General features: G+C 66.4%; 19 protein-coding genes. 12 read left to right on the top strand and 7 right to left on the bottom strand.

The window, feature by feature from the left end; all coding sequences use genetic code 11:
• Positions 1-119: 119 nt before the first annotated feature.
• The 3 genes from J5M73_RS28345 to J5M73_RS32120 are packed head-to-tail and all read right to left on the bottom strand — an operon-like array spanning position 120 to position 2142.
• Entirely contained in the window at positions 120-758 is a 639-nt protein-coding gene (locus J5M73_RS28345) for a response regulator transcription factor (protein WP_060838517.1), read from the bottom strand.
• The gene (locus J5M73_RS28340; protein WP_102861808.1) at positions 758-2017 is read right to left on the bottom strand and encodes a HAMP domain-containing sensor histidine kinase; all 1260 of its coding nucleotides are present in this window, start codon (positions 2015-2017) and stop codon (positions 758-760) included. Before J5M73_RS28340 ends, J5M73_RS28345 begins: the two co-directional genes overlap by 1 nt.
• Before the next feature lie 2 nt (positions 2018-2019).
• Complete coding sequence (locus J5M73_RS32120; RefSeq protein WP_019092738.1) at positions 2020-2142, bottom strand: hypothetical protein; 123 nt, start codon at positions 2140-2142, stop codon at positions 2020-2022.
• Positions 2143-2333: 191 nt separating this feature from the next.
• On the opposite strand from J5M73_RS32120, the gene J5M73_RS28335 reads away from it, so the two are divergent.
• The 6 genes from J5M73_RS28335 to J5M73_RS28310 all read left to right on the top strand — a co-directional run bounded on the left by J5M73_RS28335 (position 2334) and on the right by J5M73_RS28310 (position 7886).
• Positions 2334-3518, top strand: a complete 1185-nt coding sequence (locus tag J5M73_RS28335; RefSeq protein ID WP_207816677.1) for an ABC transporter substrate-binding protein — start codon at positions 2334-2336, stop codon at positions 3516-3518.
• Between the two features lie 30 nt (positions 3519-3548).
• A complete protein-coding gene (locus J5M73_RS28330) occupies positions 3549-4523 on the top strand; it encodes a YVTN family beta-propeller repeat protein (protein ID WP_060838514.1) in 975 nt (324 codons plus the stop codon).
• Positions 4520-5278, top strand: coding sequence for an ABC transporter ATP-binding protein (locus J5M73_RS28325; RefSeq protein ID WP_102861810.1), 759 nt, complete (start codon positions 4520-4522; stop codon positions 5276-5278). The genes J5M73_RS28330 and J5M73_RS28325 overlap by 4 nt, the downstream gene beginning before the upstream one ends.
• Positions 5275-6069 carry an ABC transporter permease gene (locus J5M73_RS28320; protein WP_207167392.1) on the top strand — a complete coding sequence of 265 codons (795 nt, stop codon included), beginning with the start codon at positions 5275-5277 and terminating at the stop codon, positions 6067-6069. The genes J5M73_RS28325 and J5M73_RS28320 overlap by 4 nt, the downstream gene beginning before the upstream one ends.
• Before the next feature lie 561 nt (positions 6070-6630).
• A complete protein-coding gene (locus tag J5M73_RS28315) occupies positions 6631-7173 on the top strand; it encodes a PQQ-dependent catabolism-associated CXXCW motif protein (protein WP_207816675.1) in 543 nt (180 codons plus the stop codon).
• A 47-nt stretch (positions 7174-7220) separates the two neighbouring features.
• On the top strand, positions 7221-7886 hold the full coding sequence (locus J5M73_RS28310; protein WP_092316068.1) for a response regulator transcription factor: 666 nt from the start codon (positions 7221-7223) through the stop codon (positions 7884-7886).
• A gap of 625 nt (positions 7887-8511) precedes the next feature.
• Here the strand turns inward: J5M73_RS28310 and nahK are convergent.
• The 4 genes from nahK to J5M73_RS28290 form a co-directional block, all read right to left on the bottom strand.
• A complete protein-coding gene (nahK, locus tag J5M73_RS28305) occupies positions 8512-11148 on the bottom strand; it encodes a hybrid sensor histidine kinase/response regulator NahK/ErcS' (RefSeq protein ID WP_207816673.1) in 2637 nt (878 codons plus the stop codon).
• Positions 11078-12241, bottom strand: a complete 1164-nt coding sequence (gene nosP / locus J5M73_RS28300; RefSeq protein WP_207816664.1) for a nitric oxide-sensing protein NosP — start codon at positions 12239-12241, stop codon at positions 11078-11080. The genes nahK and nosP overlap by 71 nt, the downstream gene beginning before the upstream one ends.
• A gap of 254 nt (positions 12242-12495) precedes the next feature.
• Positions 12496-13680, bottom strand: coding sequence for a porin (locus J5M73_RS28295; RefSeq protein WP_207816662.1), 1185 nt, complete (start codon positions 13678-13680; stop codon positions 12496-12498).
• Positions 13681-13904: 224 nt separating this feature from the next.
• Positions 13905-14966: an Ldh family oxidoreductase gene (locus J5M73_RS28290; RefSeq protein WP_207816660.1), complete on the bottom strand. Its 1062-nt coding sequence runs from the start codon at positions 14964-14966 to the stop codon at positions 13905-13907.
• Positions 14967-15098: 132 nt separating this feature from the next.
• Between J5M73_RS28290 and J5M73_RS28285 the strand changes: the two genes are divergently transcribed.
• The 6 genes from J5M73_RS28285 (at position 15099) to J5M73_RS28260 (ending at position 20362) form a co-directional block, all read left to right on the top strand.
• Entirely contained in the window at positions 15099-15974 is an 876-nt protein-coding gene (locus J5M73_RS28285; RefSeq protein ID WP_060838506.1) for a MurR/RpiR family transcriptional regulator, read from the top strand.
• Between the two features lie 16 nt (positions 15975-15990).
• A complete protein-coding gene (locus tag J5M73_RS28280; protein ID WP_060838505.1) occupies positions 15991-16743 on the top strand; it encodes a transporter substrate-binding domain-containing protein in 753 nt (250 codons plus the stop codon).
• Positions 16744-16830: 87 nt separating this feature from the next.
• Entirely contained in the window at positions 16831-17550 is a 720-nt protein-coding gene (locus tag J5M73_RS28275; RefSeq protein ID WP_207816658.1) for an ABC transporter permease subunit, read from the top strand.
• A complete protein-coding gene (locus J5M73_RS28270) occupies positions 17547-18257 on the top strand; it encodes an ABC transporter permease (protein ID WP_207816656.1) in 711 nt (236 codons plus the stop codon). Before J5M73_RS28275 ends, J5M73_RS28270 begins: the two co-directional genes overlap by 4 nt.
• A gap of 46 nt (positions 18258-18303) precedes the next feature.
• Entirely contained in the window at positions 18304-19545 is a 1242-nt protein-coding gene (locus tag J5M73_RS28265) for an FAD-binding oxidoreductase (RefSeq protein WP_207816654.1), read from the top strand.
• A gap of 16 nt (positions 19546-19561) precedes the next feature.
• Positions 19562-20362, top strand: coding sequence for an amino acid ABC transporter ATP-binding protein (locus tag J5M73_RS28260; protein WP_243433967.1), 801 nt, complete (start codon positions 19562-19564; stop codon positions 20360-20362).
• Positions 20363-20414 lie beyond the last annotated feature (52 nt).

Raw genomic sequence — 20414 nt, 5'->3', positions numbered from 1 at the left:
GTGGCCGCACCCGCAGCAACGGATATGTACTCCATCCCAATCTCCGTAGTAAGGGCAAAACCGCCATAACCACAGCACCGGATACGCCCTCAATCCCCTAGCCCCAACTGCCCCCCCCCTCACCCCGCCACCCGCACCACCCCCATATCAATCCCCAAATGTACCAACTCCGCATGGGAGCTGACCTGCAACTTGCTCTTGAGCAAGGTCAAATGGTTCGACACAGTCTTGGCGCTGATGCACAACTGCTCGGCAATCACCCGCGCCGGGGTGCCCTTGGCCAGCATCACGAAGATCTCCAGCTCGCGCTGGGTCATGCTCTGCAAGCGCGGGTCGCTGGCGTTCTGCGCCGGGGTGCAGGCCAGTTGGGTGGCCAGGGGCTGTTCGATGTAGGCGTGCCCGGCCAGCACCCGGTGCACCGCTTCGATCAGCACCTGGGGCGCGGAGTTCTTGGTCAGGTAGCCCGAGGCGCCGGCCTCCAGGGCCTGGCGCACCAGGGGCAGTTCGTCGTGCATGCTGAAAAACAGCACCCGCAGTTGCGGCAGGCGCTGGCGCAGGCGGCGGGTGGTCTCCAGGCCGCTGATGCCCGGCAGGCCGAAATCCATGATCACCAGGTTCGGTACTTCTTCAGCGACCCGGGTCAGGGCTTCTTCGCCGCTGGCCGCTTCGCGCACCTGCATCGCCGGCAATACCGCCCGCAGCAGGCTGGCGTAACCCTGGCGAACCACGGCGTGGTCATCCACCAACAAGATGTTCATCAGGCCTCCACGGGCATGTTCAAGGCCAGCGCCCAACCGGCGCCAGGACGGCTGAGGATGTGCAGTTCGCCCCCCAGGCTGCGGGCGCGTTCGGCCATCGAGTGCAGGCCGACGCCGGGGCGCTGGGGCTGGCGTGCGCCGCGTCCGTTGTCGCGCACCAGCAGGCGCAGGCCCCGGGCGCTGCGTTGCAGGCGCACCCGCACCTGGCTGGCGCCAGCGTGCCGGGCGACGTTGGTCAGCGCTTCTTGCAGCAGGCGGTAGAGGTGGGTCTTGCTGGCGTCGGGCAACGCCGGCAGGTCGGCGCCGACCCGCAATTGGCAGTCGATGCCCTGGCTGTCCTGCCATTGGCTCACCAGCAGGCCGAAGGCTTCGGCCAGCGGCAGGTGCTGCAGCACCACCGGGTACAGGTCCTGCACCAGGGCGCGAAAGCCCTGCTGCAAGCGTTCGCAATTGAGTTCCAGGGCCTGGGCCGTGTGTTCCACCACCGTGGGCTGGCCGCTGACCATGCGCAGCAGGCAGACCTGGGCGCGGATGCCCGCCAGGTATTGCCCGAGGTCGTCGTGCAGGGTCTGCGCCAGGTAGGTGCGTTCGCGCTCCTGCACCGCCAGAAGGGCCTGGGTCAGTTGTGCATTGTCGGCCCGGGTCTGCTCCAGGGTCGCGGTCATGCGGTTGAAGTGTCCGGCCAGTTGTCGCGCTTCCGGCAGCCCGGCTTCGCGCAGGCGCACCGCCAGTTGCCCGCCGGACACCTGCTGCAAGGCCCGCAGCAAATCATCCAGCAAGCCCATGCCCCGACGTACTGCCCAGCGGATGGTCAGCAGGCTCAGGAGCAGGGCCAGGCCGCACAGGCTCAACAGCTGTTGCAGGGAATCCCAGACTTCATCGATCTCGTCGCGCGCGTCCACGGCGATCAGCACCCGGCGGCCATCGCCCAGGTCCAGTTCGCGGGCGCTGTGGCGACGGTCACTGAACAGTTGGCGGCCGAGCCAGGCGTCCAGCCCTGCCTCTTCCGGCATGCGCGCCGCCTCGTCCGGCCCCAGCCAGTGCACCCGCACATGACGCAGGCTCTGGGTGAGATGCGGTTGCAGCCCCGCCGGGTTGCGCTCGGCGCTGTCGCTCAAGTACTCCACCACCGCTTCGGCGGACTGCAGTTCACGCTCGACATCGGCCACCGCCTGATGCAGCAGCAAGCCGGCGCAGGCCAGGGTCACCACGGCAAAGAACGCCGTGACCCACAGGTTGATCCGCCACAGCGCCGACATGCCTAGCGCCCCGGCACCAGCGGCACCGCCAGGGGCACGACCGGGCGCGGGCCGTGCAGGCGATCGACGCCGATCAGGCTGAGGATCAGCAGCAAGGGCAGGAGCAGCACTTTGATGATGCGCATGGGCGTCGCTCTCAAGGTTCGGGCTCAGGGTTCGGGGCAGATTCAGGCCAGGATCGAGGCCGCTGGGACCATGCTAAGACCACCGCGCCCGCGCCGGGTTACTACCTTGGTACTGCCCGGGCGCTACTTTCTGCATATTTCCCCGCCCCGACGCTGTTCCTATGCTGGCGCCACCTGCCGTGGAGCGCCCTATGCACAAGCCTGCCCCGCTTATCCCGACTTGCCTGCTGGTGCTGGCCTCGCTCCTGCTGCCCCTGAGCGCCAGCCAGGCCAGCGAGGAACCCTTGCAGGTGCGCATCGGCTACCTGGGCTATCGCCCCGACCCCGGCCCGCTGCTGTCCAACATCATCCCCGAGCCCGCCGACGCCGGTCTGCAAGGCGCCCAGTTGGCGATTGTCGACAGCAACAGCACCGGGCGCTTTCTCAAGCAGCAGTTCCAGCTCGACAGCGCCAGCGTCGACAGCCCCGAGGCGCTGCTGCAAGCCGCCAGGGCCCAGCACGACCAGGGCCTGCGGCTGTTCGTGGTGAATGCCCCGGCGGCCAGCCTGCGGGAACTGTCCGCCGCCCTGCCCGACAGCCTCTTGTTCAACGCCGGCAGCCCCGACGATGCCCTGCGCAGCAGCCAGTGCCTGGGCAACGTGCTGCACAGCCTGCCCGGCCGGGCGATGCTGGCCGACGCCCTGGTGCAGTTCATGGTGCTGCGCAAATGGCAGCGGGCCTTGCTCATCGTCGGCCAGACCGAGGATGACCGCGCCTACGCCGACGCCTTGCGCCGGGCCATGCAGCGCTTCGGCCTGAAGATCGTCGCCGAGAAAGCCTGGAGCTTCGACAACGACCAGCGCCGCAGCGCCCAGGCCGACATGCCGCTGTTCACCCAGACCGCCGAATACGACGTGGTGCTGGTGGCCGACGAGCGCGGCGATTTCGGCGAATACCTGCCCTACCAGACCTGGTACCCGCGCCCGGTGGCCGGCACCCAGGGCCTGACCCCCACCGGCTGGCACAAGAGCGTGGAAACCTTCGGCGCTGCGCAGTTGCAAAAGCGCTTCGAAGCCCAGGCCGGGCGCTGGATGAACGACCGCGACTTCGCCGCCTGGATGGCCGTGCGCAGCGTCGCCAGCGCCGTGAGCAAACTGCGCCAGGCCGACCCGCGGGCCCTGCAGACGCTGCTGCTCAGCGACCAGCTGCCGCTGGACGGCTTCAAGGGCCGCAAGCTCAGCTACCGGCCGTGGAACGGCGAACTGCGCCAGCCGATTCCCCTGGTGCAGCCCCGGGCCCTGGTCAGCACCTCGCCCCAGGACGGTTTCCTGCACCCCTTCAACGAAATGGACAGCCTGGGCTACGACCGCCCCGAAGTGACCTGCCGCTACCCCTGATCCGATCACCACAACAACAAGGAATCCGCCATGCGCCGCCCTCTTCTCTGCCGCTCCGCCCTTTGCGCGGCCCTGCTGCTCGCCGCCGGGCACGCCATGGCCGCCACGGCCTGGGTCTCCAACGAAAAGGACAACAGCCTGAGCCTGATCGACCTGCAGACCCTGGAAGTCACCCAGACCCTGCCGGTGGGCCAGCGCCCGCGCGGGCTGCTGCTGTCCCATGACAACAAGCTGCTGTACATCTGCGCCAGCGATTCGGACCGGGTCCAGGTGATGGACGTGGCCACCCGCAAGATCATCAAGGAGCTGCCCTCCGGCAAGGACCCCGAGCAGTTCGCCCTGCACCCCAACAACCGCTGGCTGTACGTGTCCAACGAGGACGATGCGCTGGTCACGGTGATCGACACCGAGACCGCCAAGGTCCTCGGCCAGATCAACGTCGGGGTCGAGCCCGAGGGCATGGCGGTGAGCCCCGACGGCAAGTGGGCGGTGAACACCAGCGAAACCACCAACATGCTGCACTGGATCGACACCAGCACCCAGACCCTGGCCGACAGCACCCTGGTGGATCAGCGCCCGCGCTTCGTCGAGTTCAACCAGGACGGCTCAAGGCTCTGGGCCTCGGCGGAAATCGGCGGCACCGTGACCATCCTCGACGTGGCCACGCGCCAGGTGCTCAAGACCCTGAACTTCAAGATCAAGGGCGTGCACCCGGACAAGGTGCAGCCGGTGGGCATCAAGCTCAGCGCCGACGGCAAGTACGCCTTCGTCGCCCTGGGCCCGGCCAACCATGTGGCGGTGATCGACGCCAAGACCTACGAGATCCTCGACTACCTGCTGGTGGGGCGCCGGGTCTGGCAGCTGGCATTCACCCCGGACCAGAGCCAGTTGCTGGCCACCAACGGGGTCAGCGGCGATGTCTCGGTGATCGATGTCAACAGCCTCAAGGTGCTCAAGTCGGTGAAGGTCGGGCGCTATCCCTGGGGCGTGGTGGTGACCCCATGAACGCTTTGGAGGTCAGCCAGCTGAGCTTCGCCTACGGCCCGCGCCAGGCCCTCGATCAGGTCAGCCTGAGCCTGGCTCCCGGGCGCTTTGCCGCCCTGCTGGGGCCCAACGGCGCTGGCAAGTCGACCCTGATCGCCCTGCTCACAAGGCTCTACGACCTGCAGCAGGGCGACATCCGCGTCGGCGGCTGCTCCCTGCGCAACGCCGCCCGGGCCGCCCTGCGCCAGCTCGGCGTGGTGTTCCAGCAAAGCACCCTGGACCTGGACCTGAGCGTCGAGCAGAACCTGCACTACCACGCCGCGCTGCACGGCCTGTCGCGGCGCCAGGGCCAGGCGCGGATCGACGCCGAACTGGCGCGCCAGGGCCTCACCGAACGGCGCCGGGAGAGCGTGCGCGCCCTCAATGGCGGCCACCGCCGACGGGTGGAGATCGCCCGCGCCCTGCTGCATGAACCGCGCCTGCTGCTGCTCGATGAAGCCAGCGCCGGCCTCGACCCGGCCAGCCGCCTGGCCCTCAACCGGCACATTCGCCAGCTGTGCCAGGAACAGCGCCTGAGCGTGCTGTGGACCACCCACCTGCTGGACGAAGTGCAGGCCGACGACCAGTTGCTGATCCTGCATCAGGGGCGCCTGGTGGCCAGTGGCCTGGCCAGCGCCATCAGCCAGCAACAAGGCGGCGACCTGGGCACCGCCTTCGCCCGCCTGACCCAGAATCCCCAGCCGCGCCCGGCGCCGATCGGAGAACCGCTCGCATGAACGCCTACTGGCAGTGCCTGCGCGGCATCGTGCTGCGCGAATGGCTGCGCTTCGTGCTGCAGCGCACACGCTTTCTCAGCGCCCTGGTGCGGCCCCTGCTGTGGCTGCTGGTGTTCGCCGCCGGCTTTCGCGCCGCCCTGGGCATCGCCATCATCGAACCCTACAGCACCTACATTCCCTACGAGGTCTACATCGTCCCGGGGCTGGCCTGCATGATCCTGCTGTTCAACGGCATGCAGGGCTCGCTGTCGATGGTCTACGACCGGGAAATGGGCAGCATGCGCGTGCTGCTCACCAGCCCCCTGCCCCGGGCCTTCCTGCTGGCCAGCAAGCTGCTGGCCACCTCGCTGATCTCGCTGCTGCAGGTCTACGCCTTCCTCGCCGTGGCCTGGCTGTATGGCGTGCAGCCGCCGGCCATGGGCCTGCTGGCGGCGCTGCCGGCCCTGCTGCTGGTGGCCCTGATGCTCAGCGCCCTGGGGCTGCTGCTGTCCAACGCCATCCGCCAACTGGAGAACTTTGCCGGGGTGATGAACTTCGTGATCTTCCCGCTGTTCTTCCTGTCTTCGGCGCTGTACCCGCTGTGGAAGATGCTCGACGCCAGCCCCTGGTTGTACTGGCTGTGCGCCCTCAACCCCTTCACCCACGCCGTGGAGCTGGTGCGCTTCGCCCTGTATCAACGCCTCAACCTCCTGGCCCTGGCCGTGTGCCTGGGCCTGACCCTGGTGTTCTCCCTGCTGGCGGTACTGACCTTCAACCCGCAACACGCCGCCCTGCGCAAAAGCACCGCCTAGCTATCTCCAGATAAAGAGCCACTGTAGCCGCTGCCGAGCCTAGGGCGAGGCTGCGACAAGGGCCGCAGGCCCTTCCAGCGATCCGAAGGCCCGCGCATTCATCGCAACCAACGCCATGGCGGTGCATCGACGCCCGTGGACTGTCCTGCTGGACCGCGTCGGCAGGTTTAGCGTCTCCTCCGGAGCCGTTCGCAGCCTGCGGCAGCGGCTACACGAAGCCCTGCAATCTCCGCAATCTCTGCTTCGCCTGTAGCCGCTGCCGAGCCTACGGCGAGGCTGCGACAAGGTCCGCAGGACCTTCCAGCGATGCAAAGACCGGCACATAGCTGTGAAGAGAACCCGGTGGACTGTCCTGCTGGACCGCGTCGACAGGTCTAGCGTCTCCTCCGTCGGATGCCGCCCAAGCCGTTCGCAGCCTGCGGCAGCGGCGACAGACAAGTACAAGAGCGTCACCCAGCCAGGACCTACGACTTTGGTACTGCTTTTGCTGTCGATGGTCGCATTCACAAATGCCCCCGCGCTGGCATGTAATGGGCGCATAACAAGAAGGACAACCCCCTTATGCCCCGTGCCCTGCAGACCCTGGCCCTGCTGTCCCTGAGCCTGACCCTGGGAATGGCCCAGGCCGAGACGCCGCTGTTTTCCGCCGACGGCTATCGCACCCGCCTCTACCGCAGCCCGACGCCCACGCAGATCGAGGTCGCGCAGATCATCGACACCCAGGGTTTGCAGGCCCTGCTCCAGGCGCAACCCAAACCCCTGCTGATCGACGTCTATCGCCGGCAATGGCTGCAAGGCCGCTTCATCGACAGCGAGCCCCACGCCAACCTGCCCGGCAGCCATTGGCTGGCCAATACCGGCGACGGCGAGCTGAGCCCCGAGTGGCAGCACTACTTCAGCCGCTACCTGCAACAGCTCAGCGCCGGCAACCTGCAACGACCGCTGGTCTTTTATTGCCGCGCCGATTGCTGGCTGAGCTGGAACGCGGTAAAACGCGCCGCAGCCCTGGGCTATACCTCCCTCTACTGGTATCGCGACGGCCTGGACGCCTGGGAGGCCGCCGGCTTGCCCGTGGTGGCGGCCCAGCCGGAAGCCTTTCCCTGAAGCCGCCAGCGCGCCCCCGCACAATCACAATAACGAGGTGAAAGGCCATGTATAAAATTCTGATAGCCGACGATCACCCACTGTTTCGCGAAGCCATTCACAACGTCATCAGCGACGGATTTCCCGGCAGCGAGGTGATGGAAACCGCCGACCTGGACAGCGCCCTGGCCCTGACCCAGGAGCACGACGACCTCGACCTGATCCTGCTGGACCTGAACATGCCCGGCATGCACGGCCTCAACGGCCTGATCACCCTGCGCAACGAAGCGCCGACCATTCCGGTGGTGATCGTCTCCGCCGAGCAGGACAAGCAGATCGTGCTCCAGGCCATCACCTACGGCGCCGTCGGCTTCATCACCAAATCCTCGGCGCGCTCGCAAATGACCGAGGCCATCGAACAGATCCTCAACGGCAACGTGTACCTGCCGCCGGACATCATCCGCACCCAGAAAAGCCAGCCGGGGCGCCGCAACAGCGAGACCCCGAGCTTCCCCCCGGAACTGCTCCAGGCCCTGACCCGCAAACAGCTTTTGGTGCTGGAACGCATGACCAAGGGCGAATCCAACAAGCAGATCGCCTACACCCTGGACATTGCCGAAACCACAGTGAAGGCCCACGTCTCGGCGATCCTGCGCAAGCTCAACGTGCACAACCGAGTGCAAGCGATCCTCAGCGCCGGTGATATCGATTTCGGCGCCTACCTGCGCCGCTAACCCCTGTAGCCGCTGCCGAGCCTTCGGCGATGCTGCGACAAGGGCCGAAGGCCCTTCCAGCGATCTGAAGACCGGCGCATCCATCGCAACCAAAGCAGGAGCGGTGAATCGGATCACGCGGGTTGTTCTGGTGGACCGCGTTGCCAGGGTTGGCGTCTCCTGCGGAGCCGGGCGCAGCCTGCGGCAGCGGCTACACGAAGCCTTCCGCGCCCTGCAGGTCCTGTAGCCGCTGCCGAGCCTTCGGCGAAGCTGCGACAAGGGCCGAAGGCCCTTCCAGCGATCTGAAGACCGGCGCATCCATCGCAACCAAAGCAGGAGCAGTGAATCGGATCACGCGGGTTGTTCTGGTGGACCGCGTTGCCAGGGTTGGCGTCTCCTGCGGAGCCGGGCGCAGCCTGCGGCAGCGGCTACACGAAGCCTTGCGCGCCCTGCAAGTCCTGTAGCCGCTGCCGAGCCTTCGGCGAGGCTGCGACAAGGGCCGAAGGCCCTTCCTGCGATTCTGAAGACCGGCGCATCCATCGCAACCAAAGCCGGAGCGGTGAATCGGGTCACGCGGGTTGTTCTGGTGGACCGCGTGGCCAGGGTTGGCGTCTCCTGCGGAGCCGGGCGCAGCCTGCGGCAGCGGCTACAGGGGGGGCGTCAGCAGGTGGCTGATGGCGGTCTTGAGTTTCATCGGGCGCACCGGTTTGTGCATCAGGGTGTGGCCCAGTTCGCGCAGTTGCTGTTTGAGGTCGTTGCTGTAGTTGGCGGTGATCATCATCGCTGGGATCGCCAGGGCACGGCGGGCGTTGATTCGTGCCACGGCGTCGATGCCGTTCTGCTGGTGGTCCAGGTGGTAGTCGGCAATCAGCAGGTCGGCGTCGGCGCGGTAGTCGTCGACCTGGCGCGCCAGGTCTTCTTCGGACAAGGCGGTGATCACCTGGCAGCCCCAGCCTTCGAGCAGGGTGCGCATGCCGGCGCAGATCGCCGCGTCGTTATCCAGCACCCAGATCCGCGCGCCGTGCAAACGCTCCAGCAGGGCGTCGCCCAGCTCCGGGCGCGGCGCCGGCAAGGGCGCGCTGGCGCTGATCGGCACCTGCACGCTGAACACCGAACCGCGCCCCGGCCAGGAGCGCACGCCGATGCGGTGCCCGAGGATCCCGGCAATCTTCTCGACGATGGCCAGCCCCAGGCCCAGGCCGCGATCCTGGTCGGGGCGCTGTTCTTCGCCGCGCTTGAATTCCTGGAAGATTTCTTCCAGGCGTTCGGCGGCAATGCCCATGCCGCTGTCCCAGACTTCAATCGACAGCCAGTGCCCCTGGCGCCGGCAGCCCAGCACCACGCGGCCCTGGCGGGTATAGCGGATGGCGTTGCTCAGCAGGTTGCGCAGGATCCGCGCCAGCAGCTGGATGTCGCTGCGCACCAGGGCCGAGCAGGCCACGAAGTGCAGTTCCAGGCCTTCGCTGCGGGCCACCTGGGCGTACTCGGCGGCGAGGTTTTCCAGCAGTTCGCTCAAGGCAAAGGGCGCGATGTCGGCCTTGATCACCCCGGCATCGAGCTTGGAGATGTCCACCAGGGTGCCCAGCAGGTTTTCCACGTCTTCCAGGGAGTTGCTGACATTGCGCACCAGGGCGCTGCTGGCCTGGGGATCGCGACGCTCCAGCAAGGCGCTGGTGAACAGCCGCGCGGCGTTCAGGGGTTGCAGCAGGTCATGGCTGACCGCGGCGAGGAACTTGGTCTTCGACAGGTTGGCCCGTTCAGCCTCGGCCTTGGCCTCGCGCAGCCGCGATTCGACCCGGCTGCGCTCTTCGATCTCGCGCAGCAGTTGCTGGTTGAGGGTGGTCAGTTCGGCGGTGCGTTCGCGTACCCGCAGCTCCAGGTTCTGGTAGGCCTGATGCAGCGCCTCGGCGGTGCGCCGGCGTTCGGTGATGTCGCGGATCAGCACGAAGATCCCCACCACTTCGCCATTGGCCAGGCGGTTGGGCACGTAGGAGCGCAGCATGTAGCGCTCCTGGTTGTTGATGTTGGTTTCGGCGAATTCGAAGGTCACGCTCTCCCCGGCCAGGGCCCGTTCCACATAGCTCTCCAGGCGCTGGTAGTGCTGTTCGCTGTGCACCTCGCGCAGGCTCTGGCCGAGCATCACGCCGCGGGGCCAGCAGTACCATTCCTCGTAGACCTTGTTGGTGAACTCATACACCAGATCGGCATTGAGGTAGGCGATCAGCGCCGGCACATGGTCGGTGATCAGGCGAATCCAGCGCTCGCTCTCGCTCAGGGCCTCGGCGTGCTGGTAGCGCTCGGTGATGTCGGTGAAGGTGTTGACGAAACCGCCGGTGGGTAGCGGATGGGTGCGGATCTCCAGGACCCGGCCGTCGCTCAGGCGCTGCTCGCATTCATGGATCACCCGGCCATTGCCGTCGCGGCTGGCGGGGGTCAGCAGGCTCAGCTCGCTGTCGCCGATGACCTCGGCAAACAAGCGGTGCGCGGCCACCGGGGCCAGCCCGCTGAGTTCCAGGAAGCGCCGGTTCCACAGTTCGAGGATGCCCTCGGCATTGACCATGGCCACGCCCTGGGACAGGTTGTCCACCGCCCGTTGCAGCAGGTGGGACTTCTGCGCCACCGCCTGTTCCCGGCGCAGGGTTTCGCTGTGCTTGACCTCGGTGATGTCGGTGAACAGGATCACCCGCCCGCCTTCCCGGGTCGGCCGCTCGCTGACCTGCAGCCAGCGGCCGTTGTGCAGGCGATACAGCAGTTGTTCGTCGCCAGCGCTGCGCGGTTCCTCGCTGAACAGCCCGGTGCTGGTCATCAGCCGGCGCACTTCCGAGAGGCGCATGCCGGCCATGATCCGCACCCGACTGTGGCTCCAGAAGGCGCGGAAGCGGCTGTTGAACAGGACGATGCGCTGCTCCTGGTCGAACAGCACGAAGGCGTCGGAGATGCTCTCAATGGCGTCGATCAGGTGCTGGTGCGCCGTCTCGGCCCGCAGCCGCGCCTCGCTGAGCAGATGGTTGCCGGCCTTGAGCTCGGCCATGGCCTGGTTCAGGGCGTCGGTGCGTTCGCGCACCTGTTCGGCCAGCACCACCGAATGCTGGAACGCCGCATAAGGGTCGTTGCCGCGGGTGATGCCCGACTCGACCCGTTCGATCAGCGCCGCGTTGATCCGCCGCAGCTTGCGGTTCTCGCGCTGCAGGCAGTCGAGCTGCGCTTGCAGCTCAGCGGCGGGCCGGAGTTCGACTGCGGGCAATGGCGACCCCGGTGAAGGTCTGGTTGATGTGCATGCCATTGAACTGTTCTCCGTAGGTGTTGAAACCCATCACCCGTTGATCCCGCAAAAAGGTCCCGATCTCATCCAGGCTGCCGCGATCCTCCAGCTCCAGGCGGCGCAAAAAGCAGTCGCAGCCGATGGTCAGCAACAGGCTGCCCAGGCGCTGCTGCAAACCGTCGAACAGCTGTTGCAGGTTGGGCAGCAAGGGGCCGGGGGTCATGGCGGTGAGGACGATGCCGTTCTCCACCGCGCAGTAGAAACTCAGGCTCAGGTCCGGATGCACCTGCTGCACCGCGCGCACGTAGTAGTGCTGGTTGATGCGCACCGCCAAGGGGTGGGCGGCGAACACCCGATGGTCGAGCTGCGCCAGGGGCACGCCGATCAGCCGTGCGTACTCCTCGGCGGCCGGTTCCGCGTTCAGTTCATAGACCCGGCGCGAGGCGCTGTCGGCGCCGGTGACCACCAGTTTTTCTTCCCGGGGCTGGATGTGGTGGGTGGTGAACACCTCGAAATCCAGCCAGGTGTTGACCAGCACCACCACCGCCGCGCCGCTGTGGAACTCGCCGCCGTAATACACGTGGGTGTGGGTCAGGTAGTTGTCATCGCCGGCCGAACCGCCGAAATGCGGAATGTCCCCCAGGGCAGCGCTGAGGGCAGCCAGGACCATTTCCTCGCGGCTCGACAGGCCGTCCAGCAGGGTCAGGGCGAAGCTGTTGCCCTTGATCGGCGCCAGGGTGTTGCTGCGGCAGCGGCCCACCAGGCGTTCGACCATCTGCTGGGCGTCGATCAGGCTGAAGTGCTCCATCTGGTCGATCAGCTCGGCGGCGATGGAAAAGTGCCGGTGATCGAAGCCGATGGCGGTCACGCAATTGCGCCCGTAGCCCAGGGGGGTGATTTCCCCGGCGCTGGTGCAACCCACCAGGGGGATGCCGCCAAAGCTCTGTTGCAGGGCCGGGCCGAGGGTGTGCAGGGGGTATTCGGCGGAGCAGAAAAACAGCACGAAGCCCAGGTGCGGATGCAGCAACTGGCTGGCCAGGTCCTGGGCCACCTGCTGCGGATCGACGGCCTGGGACATGGCACTGACCACGCCCTCGCTCTGGGCTTGCTGCATCGTCGCCTCCGGCGCCGGTTATCTGAGCAATGAGTGTACGAAGCCGGCCCCGGGGCACGAATGCTACTTGGGTAGCGGGTAGCCGGTTCCATGGGCGTAGGTGCTGGCTTGCGAGCGAAAGTGTCGGCCAGTTTGGTGCAAGGCTGGCGGGCCGCTTCGCCGGCAAGCCGGCTCCTACGGGACATGCGGGAGATATGGGGAATGGAGGGGGCGCCGGCCCGGGCGCGATGCGCACGCCAGGGCCGGCGCTGGGGTTACCAGGTCAGTACCGCACCCACGGCGAAGGTGTCGGTGTTTTCGTTCTGCGCATTGGTCTGGTGGCCGTCGATCTCGAACTGGTTGTACTCGGCCACCAGCTTGAGGTTGTCGTTGATGTCGTGGAACAGCGCCACGCCCCGGGTCTGGTAATCGGCGCCGCTGCCGACCACGCCGTTGCCGTCGTCCTTTGTCTTGCCGTAGGACAGCGCCAGGCGGTTCTTGCCCAGTTTGTAGGAGCCCTGCAGCAGGTAGCCTTTGCTGTCGACATTGCGCAGGGTGGCCTCGCCGGCATTGTTGGTGAAGAACGGGTTGATGCCCTTGGCCTGGAACCCGGAACCGGTCAGGGACAGGCCGCCCATCTTGGCCTGCAGGCCATAGCCCAGGCCCTTGGAGGTCACCGACTGCACGTTGGGGTCGGTGTTGTCGGAAGTCTGGTAGCTGCCGTTGAGCCAGCTGTAGAACTTGGCCCCGCCCAGGTCGAACTGGTAGGTGACCTCGCTCTCGGTGCGCGGGTTCTTCTGGTAGGCCTTGCCCAGGGCGCTGCTGTCGTTGGTGTCCACCGGGTCGAGGATGCCCACCGCCACCCGCAGGCCGTCCATCACCGGGCTGCGGTAAGTGATCTGCGACGACGGAAAGGGATAGGGGTAACCGCTGCCGATGTTGCCGAACGACACCCCGCCGCCGTCCACCAGCCCCAGGCTGTCGCTGACCTGGCCGTACCCGGCGAGCATTTCATCGAGCAGGATGTTGGAGCGGGCGAACAGGCCGAAGTCCTTGCCGATCAGCACCTCGCCCCACTCCGGGTTGGCCACGGTGCCGTAGAACTGGCGCACGTCGATGGCGGTGTCGGTGCCGTTGGTTTCGCTGTCGTTGATGGTCACCCAGAACGAGGCCCGGGCGCCGAGCTTGAGGTCGTCCACCTGCTTGCCCATGTTGAAGCCCAGGTAGTTGGGCAGAAAGCCCATCTTCACCCGCGCCTGACGGCGGTCGTACTGCTCGCCGGCGCGGTCGACGTCGCTGTTGACGTAGAAGGCGTTGACGTAGCCGTCGGTGGAAAAGGTGGTCTGGTCCTTGTCGTACAGCATGATCTCGGCTTCGGCGACAGTGCCCAGGCCAAGGGTCGACAGGCCGACGAGCAGGGCCGGAATCAGAGGGTACTGGCAGTTCTTATTGTTATGCATGGCGCGCTCCGCAAACGGGGACGAAATGTCGGAGGCGATTATCGAAAGGGCCCCAGGGCACTGACAGGCTGCCTTGGAGGCAGATTGCCAGTGCTTTGGAGGGGCTGGCAGGGAGCGGCAAATCTGATCCACGACCGGACCGCTACCGGGCCCACTACCTGGAGTAACACCAAGGGCTCATGGCCCCGGGTGCGAAGGGATGAAGTCCTTAAGTCGTCGGCCGTTCAGTCGTCGCCCGTCTTATCGTCGCCCGCGAGCGCGCGCAACCGCGCCAGCTCGGCGGTAGCCAGGGGAATGCCGTGCTCCAGCGATTTGGCCCGGGTGCGGTAGCGCCGGTCGCCGGGCATGCGCTCCAGGCCCACGGCTTGCATCTGCCGCACCAGCTCGCCGCTGCGCTGGGCAAAATGCCCGCCGCCCAGATGGTTGGGGTCGATGACGATCAGCAGTTGCCCGGTCCACGGCGTTTGCGCCCCGGGGTGTTGTGACCAGTCGAACTCGAAGGAGAAGTTGCCACCGGTCAGCGCCGCCGCCAGCAGCTCCACCATCATCGACAGCGCCGAGCCCTTGTGCCCGCCAAAGGGCAGCAAGGCGCCGCCGTCGAGAATCGCTGCCGGGTCGCAAGTGGGCTGGCCGTCGCGGTCCACCCCCATGCCCGGCGGCAGCTGCTGGCCCTGGCGCTTGGCGATCTGCACATCGCCGTGGGCGATGGCGCTGGTGGCCAGGTCGAAGACGATGGGCTCGGCGCCCTCGCGGGGGGCGGCGAAGGCAATCGGGTTGGTGCCGAACAGCGGGCGCTGAGCGCCATGGGGCACCACGCAGGTCATGCTGTTGACCAGGCTCAGGGCCACCAGGCCTTCTTCGGCGAAGGGCTCGACATCCGGCCACAGCGCCGCGAAGTGGTGGGAATTGCGAATCGCCAGCACCGCGATCCCGGCGCTGCGGGCCTTGCTCAGCAGCAGCGCGCGGGCCGCGGCCAGGGCCGGCTGGGCAAAGCCGCCTGCGGCGTCCACCGCCACCACGCCGGGGGCCACATCCTCCACTTGCGGCACGGCCTGACCGTTGACCCAGCCACTGGCCAGGGACGACAGGTAACCGGGGATGCGGAACACCCCGTGGCTGTGGGAGCCATCGCGCTCGGCGCGGGCGCAGTTGTCGGCCAGCACCCGGGCCACCTCGGCAGAGGTGCCGTGGCGAAGAAAAATCCGTTGCAGCAAGTCGGTCAAGGCCGGCAGGTCGAGGTACTCGGCATCAGCCTGCGCCACGGTCGCGTGGTTCGCGTCGGTCATTGCAGCTCCATTGGAATTGTTATTGGAAGGGGCCTGACTATCGCGTCACGCCAGTTAACTGTCAAATGTTGACTTCATGACAGAAAACCTTCATTTTCCGTTTCCAGCGGTCAATAAAAACAAGGAGCGGCCATGAGCCAGCCCATCAAACAACGCCTTGAAAGCAGCTTGTCCAGCGCCACCGCGTCGGGCCGGGCAATTGCCAGCTACATGCTGGCCAACCTCTACGAGCTGCCCTTCCAGACCGCCGCCGACATCGCCGAAAAACTCGGCGTCAGCGAATCCAGCGTCGGCCGGTTCTGCCGCGCCATCGGCTACAGCCATTTCAAGGATCTGAAAAACGACCTGAAGAACGACCTCGGCGAAGGCCCGTGGCTGGTGGGCGACCGCCTGCAGGAATTTCGCCAGCAGCCCAACCCGGCGGCCCAGGGCCTACCGCGCAGTTTCGAGCTGGAAGTGGCGGCGCTGGTCAAGGTCTACGAATACAGCCTGACCCCGGCCTGGCAGACCGTGGTCCAGCGCCTGGCCAGCCGGCGCCGGGTGTACGTGGCGGGGTTCCAGACCGAGCGCGGCATCGCCGCCTCCATGGTCCACCTGCTGCAATACCTGCGCGACGGCGTACACCTGGTGGACGGCTCTGCCGGGCATTTCGCCGACGTACTGCTCAGCCCCGCCGAAGACTGCGCCCTGGTGGTGTTCGAGGCCCGGCGCTATTCGCGCCACGCCCTGACCCTGTGCCACAAGGCTCGCGAGGCGGGGATTCCGGTGACCCTGGTCACCGACACCTTCTGCGACTGGGCCGAGCAGAACGCCGACGAGGTGTTCCGCGTGCCCACCGAGTTCAACCTGTTCTGGGAATCCACCGCGGCCATGCTGTCGCTGGTTCACCTCTTGATCAACGAGGTGTGCAAGCACCTGGGCCCCGAGGTGGAAAAACGCCTGGAAGCCACGGCCGCCCTGCATAACGAATTTGTTGGCTACACATCGTCCACCCGCGCAAAACAATAAATAACCGAGGTGCTCCATGAACAACGTCGTCCGCTTCGCCAGTGCCTGCGCCCTGGTCTTCGCCGCCTCCGCGGCCCAGGCCGAAACCCTGAAGATCGCCACCGAAGGCGCCTACCCGCCCTTCAACTACGTGGACTCCAACAACCAGCTGCACGGCTTTGACGTGGACATCGCCAACGCCCTGTGCAAGCAGATGCAGGTCGAATGCCAGATCGTCGCCCAGGACTGGGAAGGCATCATCCCGGCGCTGCTGGCGAAGAAATACGACGCCGTGGTGGCCTCGATGATCGCCACCGACGAGCGCAAGAAAAAGATCGCCTTCAGCAACCACTACTACCGCACCCCGCTGTCGGTGGCCGTGGCCAAGGACTCGGACATCACCGACGCCCAAACCAACTTCAAGGGCCGCACCGTGGGCGCCCAGGCCTCCTCGACCCAGGCCATCTACGCCGAGGACCACTACGGCCCGGCCGGCGCCGACGTGAAGTTCTACCCGACCCTGGACGAAGCCAACAGCGACCTGGCCGCCGGACGCGTGGACGGGGTGATTGCCGACAAGTTCCCGCTGCTGGCCTGGGCCGAAAGCGCCGGCAAGGACTGCTGCAAGATCATCGGTGACGTCAACGGCACCACCGCCGACGCCTCGATCGCCGTACGCAAGGAAGACAACGCCCTGCGCGAGCGCCTGAACAAGGCCCTGGACGCGATCGTCGCCGACGGCACCTACAAGCAGATCTCCAGCCGCTACTTCGCCTTCGACATCTACTGACCGCCCGCCTTTGCCGCTGCCGTTGCCCCCGCGTTCCCTTGAGCGCGGCGGCGCCCTGCACGGTTCAATCCTCCAGAGGGTTCGCGCATGTTCGAACAGCTGTCACTCCTGTCCTTTGCCAGCGGCGGCTGGGGCTCGGCCCTGCTTGCCGGGGCCCTGGTGACCATCGCCCTGGCCTTGGCCTGCGTGCCCATCGGCCTGCCCCTGGGCTTGCTGGTAGCCCTGGCCGCACGCTCGAAAAACCGTTGGTCGCGGGCCTGGGCCACGACCTTTTCCACGGTGTTTCGCGGCCTGCCGGAGCTGTTGACCCTGCTGATCATCTACTACGGCTGCCAGATCGCCGCGCAGAAGATCCTCGGCGCCCTGGGCTACCCCGGTGAAGTGGCGATCAACACCTTTGTCGCCGCGATGATAGCCTTCAGCCTGGTGTTCGCCGCCTTCTCCAGCGAGATCTGGCTGGCCGCGTTCAAGACCCTGCCCAAGGGCCAGTACGAAGCCGCCAGCGCCCTGAGCCTGTCGCGCCGCACCACCTTCAGCCGGGTGCTGCTGCCGCAGCTGACGCGCATCGCCCTGCCGGGACTTTCCAACAACTGGCTGTCGCTGCTCAAGGACACCTCCCTGGTGTCGACCATTTCCCTGGTGGACCTGATGCGCCAGACCAACCTCGCGGTCAGCGTGACCAAGGAACCCATGCTGTTCTACAGCGTGGCGTGCTTGGGCTACCTGTTCTTCTCGGCGCTGTCGGGGCACCTGTTCAGCTTTCTTGAACGGCGCTTCAACCGTGCGCAACGGAGCCTGCAACCATGAGCCTGGATGACCTGCTGAACCTGTTCCTCAATCAGGACCTGCTGGAACGCTACGGCCCGCGCTTTATCGACGGCCTGCTGGTGACCGCCAAGCTGGTGGCGATTTCCTTCAGCCTGGGCGCCGTACTCGGCCTGCTGATCGCCCTCGGGCGGCTGTCCGGCAATCAGTTCCTGCGGCGCTTCACCGGGGCTTATGTGTACTTCTTCCGTGGTTCGCCGCTGCTGGCCCAGCTGTTCATGCTGTATTACGGCCTGGGCTCGTTCAAAGGCTTCTGGCAGGACGTGGGCCTGTGGTGGTTCTTCCGCGACGCCTGGTTCTGCACCCTGCTGGCCTTCACCCTGAACACCGCCGCCTACCAGGCGGAGATCCTGCGCGGCAGCCTGCTGGCCGTGGCCCAGGGCCAGCGCGAAGCCTGCAAGGCCCTGAGCCTGTCGCGCTGGACCGCGTTTCGCAAAGTGATCCTGCCGCAGTCGCTGCTGATCGCCATCGGGCCTCTGGGCAACGAGCTGATCCTGATGATCAAGGCCAGCGCCATTGCCTCCCTGGTGACCATCTACGACCTGATGGGGGTGACCAAACTGGCCTTCTCCCGCAGCTTCGATTTCCAGATCTACCTGTGGGCCGCGGTGCTCTACCTGCTGATCGTCGAAGTGGTACGGCGCAGCCTCAAATACCTGGAAGGCCGCCTGGGCCGGCACCTGAACTGAACCCTTTAGCGGGCCGCCGCGCGGCCCCTGTCATAAGGACCGAAACATGCATTGCCAAACCCTCGTTCTGGGCGCCGGAATCGTCGGCGTCAGCAGCGCCCTGCACCTGCAGGCCCGCGGCCGCCAAGTGGTGCTGCTGGACCGCCAGCCCCCGGGCAACGGCACCAGCCACGGCAACGCCGGGCTGATCGAACGCGCCAGCGTGATTCCCTACGCCTTCCCCCGGGAAGTGACCAAGCTGGTGCGCTACGGCCTCAACCAGCAATCGGACGTGCGCTACAGCCTGCGCCACCTGCCCAAGGCCGGCCCCTGGCTGCTGCAATACTGGCGCCACTCCTCGCCCAAGGGCCTGGCCGCCGCCACCCGCGCCATGCTGCCGCTGATCGAGCGCTGCGTCACCGAACACCTGGCCCTGGCCCGCCCGGCCAACATGCTGGAGCTGATCGCCGACGGCGGCTGGCTCGAAGCCTTCAACGACCAGCAAGCCTTCGACTTCGCCCAGCGCGCCGCCGCCGACCTGCGGGACTACGAACTCAACTACCGGGTACTGGACCGCGCCGAACTCTTGGCCCTGGAACCCGGCCTGCACCCCGACATCGTGGGCGGCCTGCACTGGCTCGACCCCAAGACCGTGAGCGACCCCGGCGGCCTGACCCGCGGCTACGCCGAACTGTTCAAGCAGCGCGGCGGCCAATTCGTCATCGGTGATGCCCTGACCCTGACCCAGGTCGAAGGCGGCTGGCAGGTACAGAGCGAACTCGGCCCGATCACCGCCCAGGAAGTGGTGGTGGCGCTGGGCCCGCAAGCCAGCGGCATCTTCGAGCCCCTGGGCTACCGCATTCCCCTGGCGATCAAGCGCGGCTACCACATGCACTACGCCGCCCTGCCCGGCACCCGCCTGCAGCACCCGATCCTCGACCCGGTGGGCGGCTACGTCCTGGCACCGATGGTGGGCGGCATCCGCCTGACCACCGGCATCGAATTCGCCGACTGTGAAGACCCGATCAACGAAATCCAACTGCGCCGCTGCGAAGCCCTGGCCCGAAACTTCTACCCCCTGGGCGAACGCCTCGACGCCGAACCCTGGCTGGGCCGCCGCCCGTGCCTGCCGGACATGTGCCCCGTGATCGGCCCCGCCCCGCGCCACCCCGGCCTGTGGTTCAACTTCGGCCACGCCCACCACGGCCTGACCCTGGGCCCGGTGAGCGGCCAACTGCTGGCGCAGCTGGTCACCGGCGAAACCCCGTTTACCGACCCCACCCCCTACCGCGCCGAGCGCTTCAACTGACCGACGGAGAACCGCCATGCAGACCCAGACCGCCCCGCTTCCCGCCGCATCCGAAGCGCCTGCCCGCCCCGCTGCCGACCCACGTGAAGTAGTGATCGATATTGCCGGGCTGAACAAGTTCTACGGCGCCTTCCACGTCCTGCACGACATCGACCTCAAGGTGCGCCAGGGCGAACGCATCGTCCTCTGCGGGCCTTCCGGCTCCGGCAAATCCACCCTGATCCGCTGCATCAACCGCCTGGAGATTGCCGAAAAAGGCCGCATCCTGGTGGACCGCACCGACCTCTCGCAAAACACCCGCGAAGCCGCCCAGGTGCGCAGCCAGGTGGGCATGGTGTTCCAGCACTTCAACCTGTTCCCGCACATGAGCGTGCTGGACAACTGCACCCTGGCACCGATCACCGTGCGCGGGTTATCGCGGAAAAAGGCTGAAGAGTTGGCGCGGGGGTTTCTGGCCAAGGTGGGGATTGAGAATCAGGCGGATAAATACCCGAGCCAGCTTTCAGGTGGGCAGCAACAGCGCGTGGCGATTGCACGGGCGTTGTGCATGGAGCCGAAGATTATGTTGTTTGATGAACCGACCTCGGCGCTGGACCCGGAGATGGTGAGTGAGGTGTTGGATGTGATGGTGAAGTTGGCGGGGAGTGGGATGACGATGCTGTGTGTGACCCATGAGATGGGGTTTGCACGGCAGGTGGCGGAGCGGGTGTTGTTTCTCGATGGTGGGCGCATCGTTGAAGACGCGCCGCCGGAGGCGTTTTTTGGGGCGCCGAAGAGTGAGAGGGCTAAGGCGTTTCTTGCGCAGATTGTGCATTGAGTAGATTGGCGCCGTGTACTGTTCGGCGCCTGCTTAGTCTTAGGAGGCGTCT

Origin of the sequence: Pseudomonas sp. 50_B, assembly GCF_017491625.1 — a bacterium.
Taxonomy (GTDB): Bacteria; Pseudomonadota; Gammaproteobacteria; order Pseudomonadales; family Pseudomonadaceae; genus Aquipseudomonas; species Aquipseudomonas danubii.
The sequence above is the reverse complement of the archived record's forward strand: the minus strand, read 5'-3'. Positions and strand labels throughout refer to the sequence as shown.

Coding starts and splice junctions, on each gene's coding strand:
- J5M73_RS28310 (WP_092316068.1), top strand. CDS start 7,221: ATGTATAAAATTCTGATAGCCGACGATCACCCACTGTTTCGCGAAGCC.
- J5M73_RS28345 (WP_060838517.1), bottom strand. CDS start 758: ATGAACATCTTGTTGGTGGATGACCACGCCGTGGTTCGCCAGGGTTAC.
- J5M73_RS28320 (WP_207167392.1), top strand. CDS start 5,275: ATGAACGCCTACTGGCAGTGCCTGCGCGGCATCGTGCTGCGCGAATGG.
- J5M73_RS28340 (WP_102861808.1), bottom strand. CDS start 2,017: ATGTCGGCGCTGTGGCGGATCAACCTGTGGGTCACGGCGTTCTTTGCC.
- J5M73_RS28260 (WP_243433967.1), top strand. CDS start 19,562: ATGCAGACCCAGACCGCCCCGCTTCCCGCCGCATCCGAAGCGCCTGCC.
- J5M73_RS28270 (WP_207816656.1), top strand. CDS start 17,547: ATGAGCCTGGATGACCTGCTGAACCTGTTCCTCAATCAGGACCTGCTG.
- J5M73_RS28325 (WP_102861810.1), top strand. CDS start 4,520: ATGAACGCTTTGGAGGTCAGCCAGCTGAGCTTCGCCTACGGCCCGCGC.
- J5M73_RS28290 (WP_207816660.1), bottom strand. CDS start 14,966: ATGACCGACGCGAACCACGCGACCGTGGCGCAGGCTGATGCCGAGTAC.
- J5M73_RS28295 (WP_207816662.1), bottom strand. CDS start 13,680: ATGCATAACAATAAGAACTGCCAGTACCCTCTGATTCCGGCCCTGCTC.
- J5M73_RS28315 (WP_207816675.1), top strand. CDS start 6,631: ATGCCCCGTGCCCTGCAGACCCTGGCCCTGCTGTCCCTGAGCCTGACC.
- J5M73_RS28275 (WP_207816658.1), top strand. CDS start 16,831: ATGTTCGAACAGCTGTCACTCCTGTCCTTTGCCAGCGGCGGCTGGGGC.
- J5M73_RS28335 (WP_207816677.1), top strand. CDS start 2,334: ATGCACAAGCCTGCCCCGCTTATCCCGACTTGCCTGCTGGTGCTGGCC.
- nahK (WP_207816673.1), bottom strand. CDS start 11,148: ATGGCATGCACATCAACCAGACCTTCACCGGGGTCGCCATTGCCCGCA.
- J5M73_RS28330 (WP_060838514.1), top strand. CDS start 3,549: ATGCGCCGCCCTCTTCTCTGCCGCTCCGCCCTTTGCGCGGCCCTGCTG.
- nosP (WP_207816664.1), bottom strand. CDS start 12,241: ATGCAGCAAGCCCAGAGCGAGGGCGTGGTCAGTGCCATGTCCCAGGCC.
- J5M73_RS32120 (WP_019092738.1), bottom strand. CDS start 2,142: ATGCGCATCATCAAAGTGCTGCTCCTGCCCTTGCTGCTGATCCTCAGC.
- J5M73_RS28285 (WP_060838506.1), top strand. CDS start 15,099: ATGAGCCAGCCCATCAAACAACGCCTTGAAAGCAGCTTGTCCAGCGCC.
- J5M73_RS28280 (WP_060838505.1), top strand. CDS start 15,991: ATGAACAACGTCGTCCGCTTCGCCAGTGCCTGCGCCCTGGTCTTCGCC.
- J5M73_RS28265 (WP_207816654.1), top strand. CDS start 18,304: ATGCATTGCCAAACCCTCGTTCTGGGCGCCGGAATCGTCGGCGTCAGC.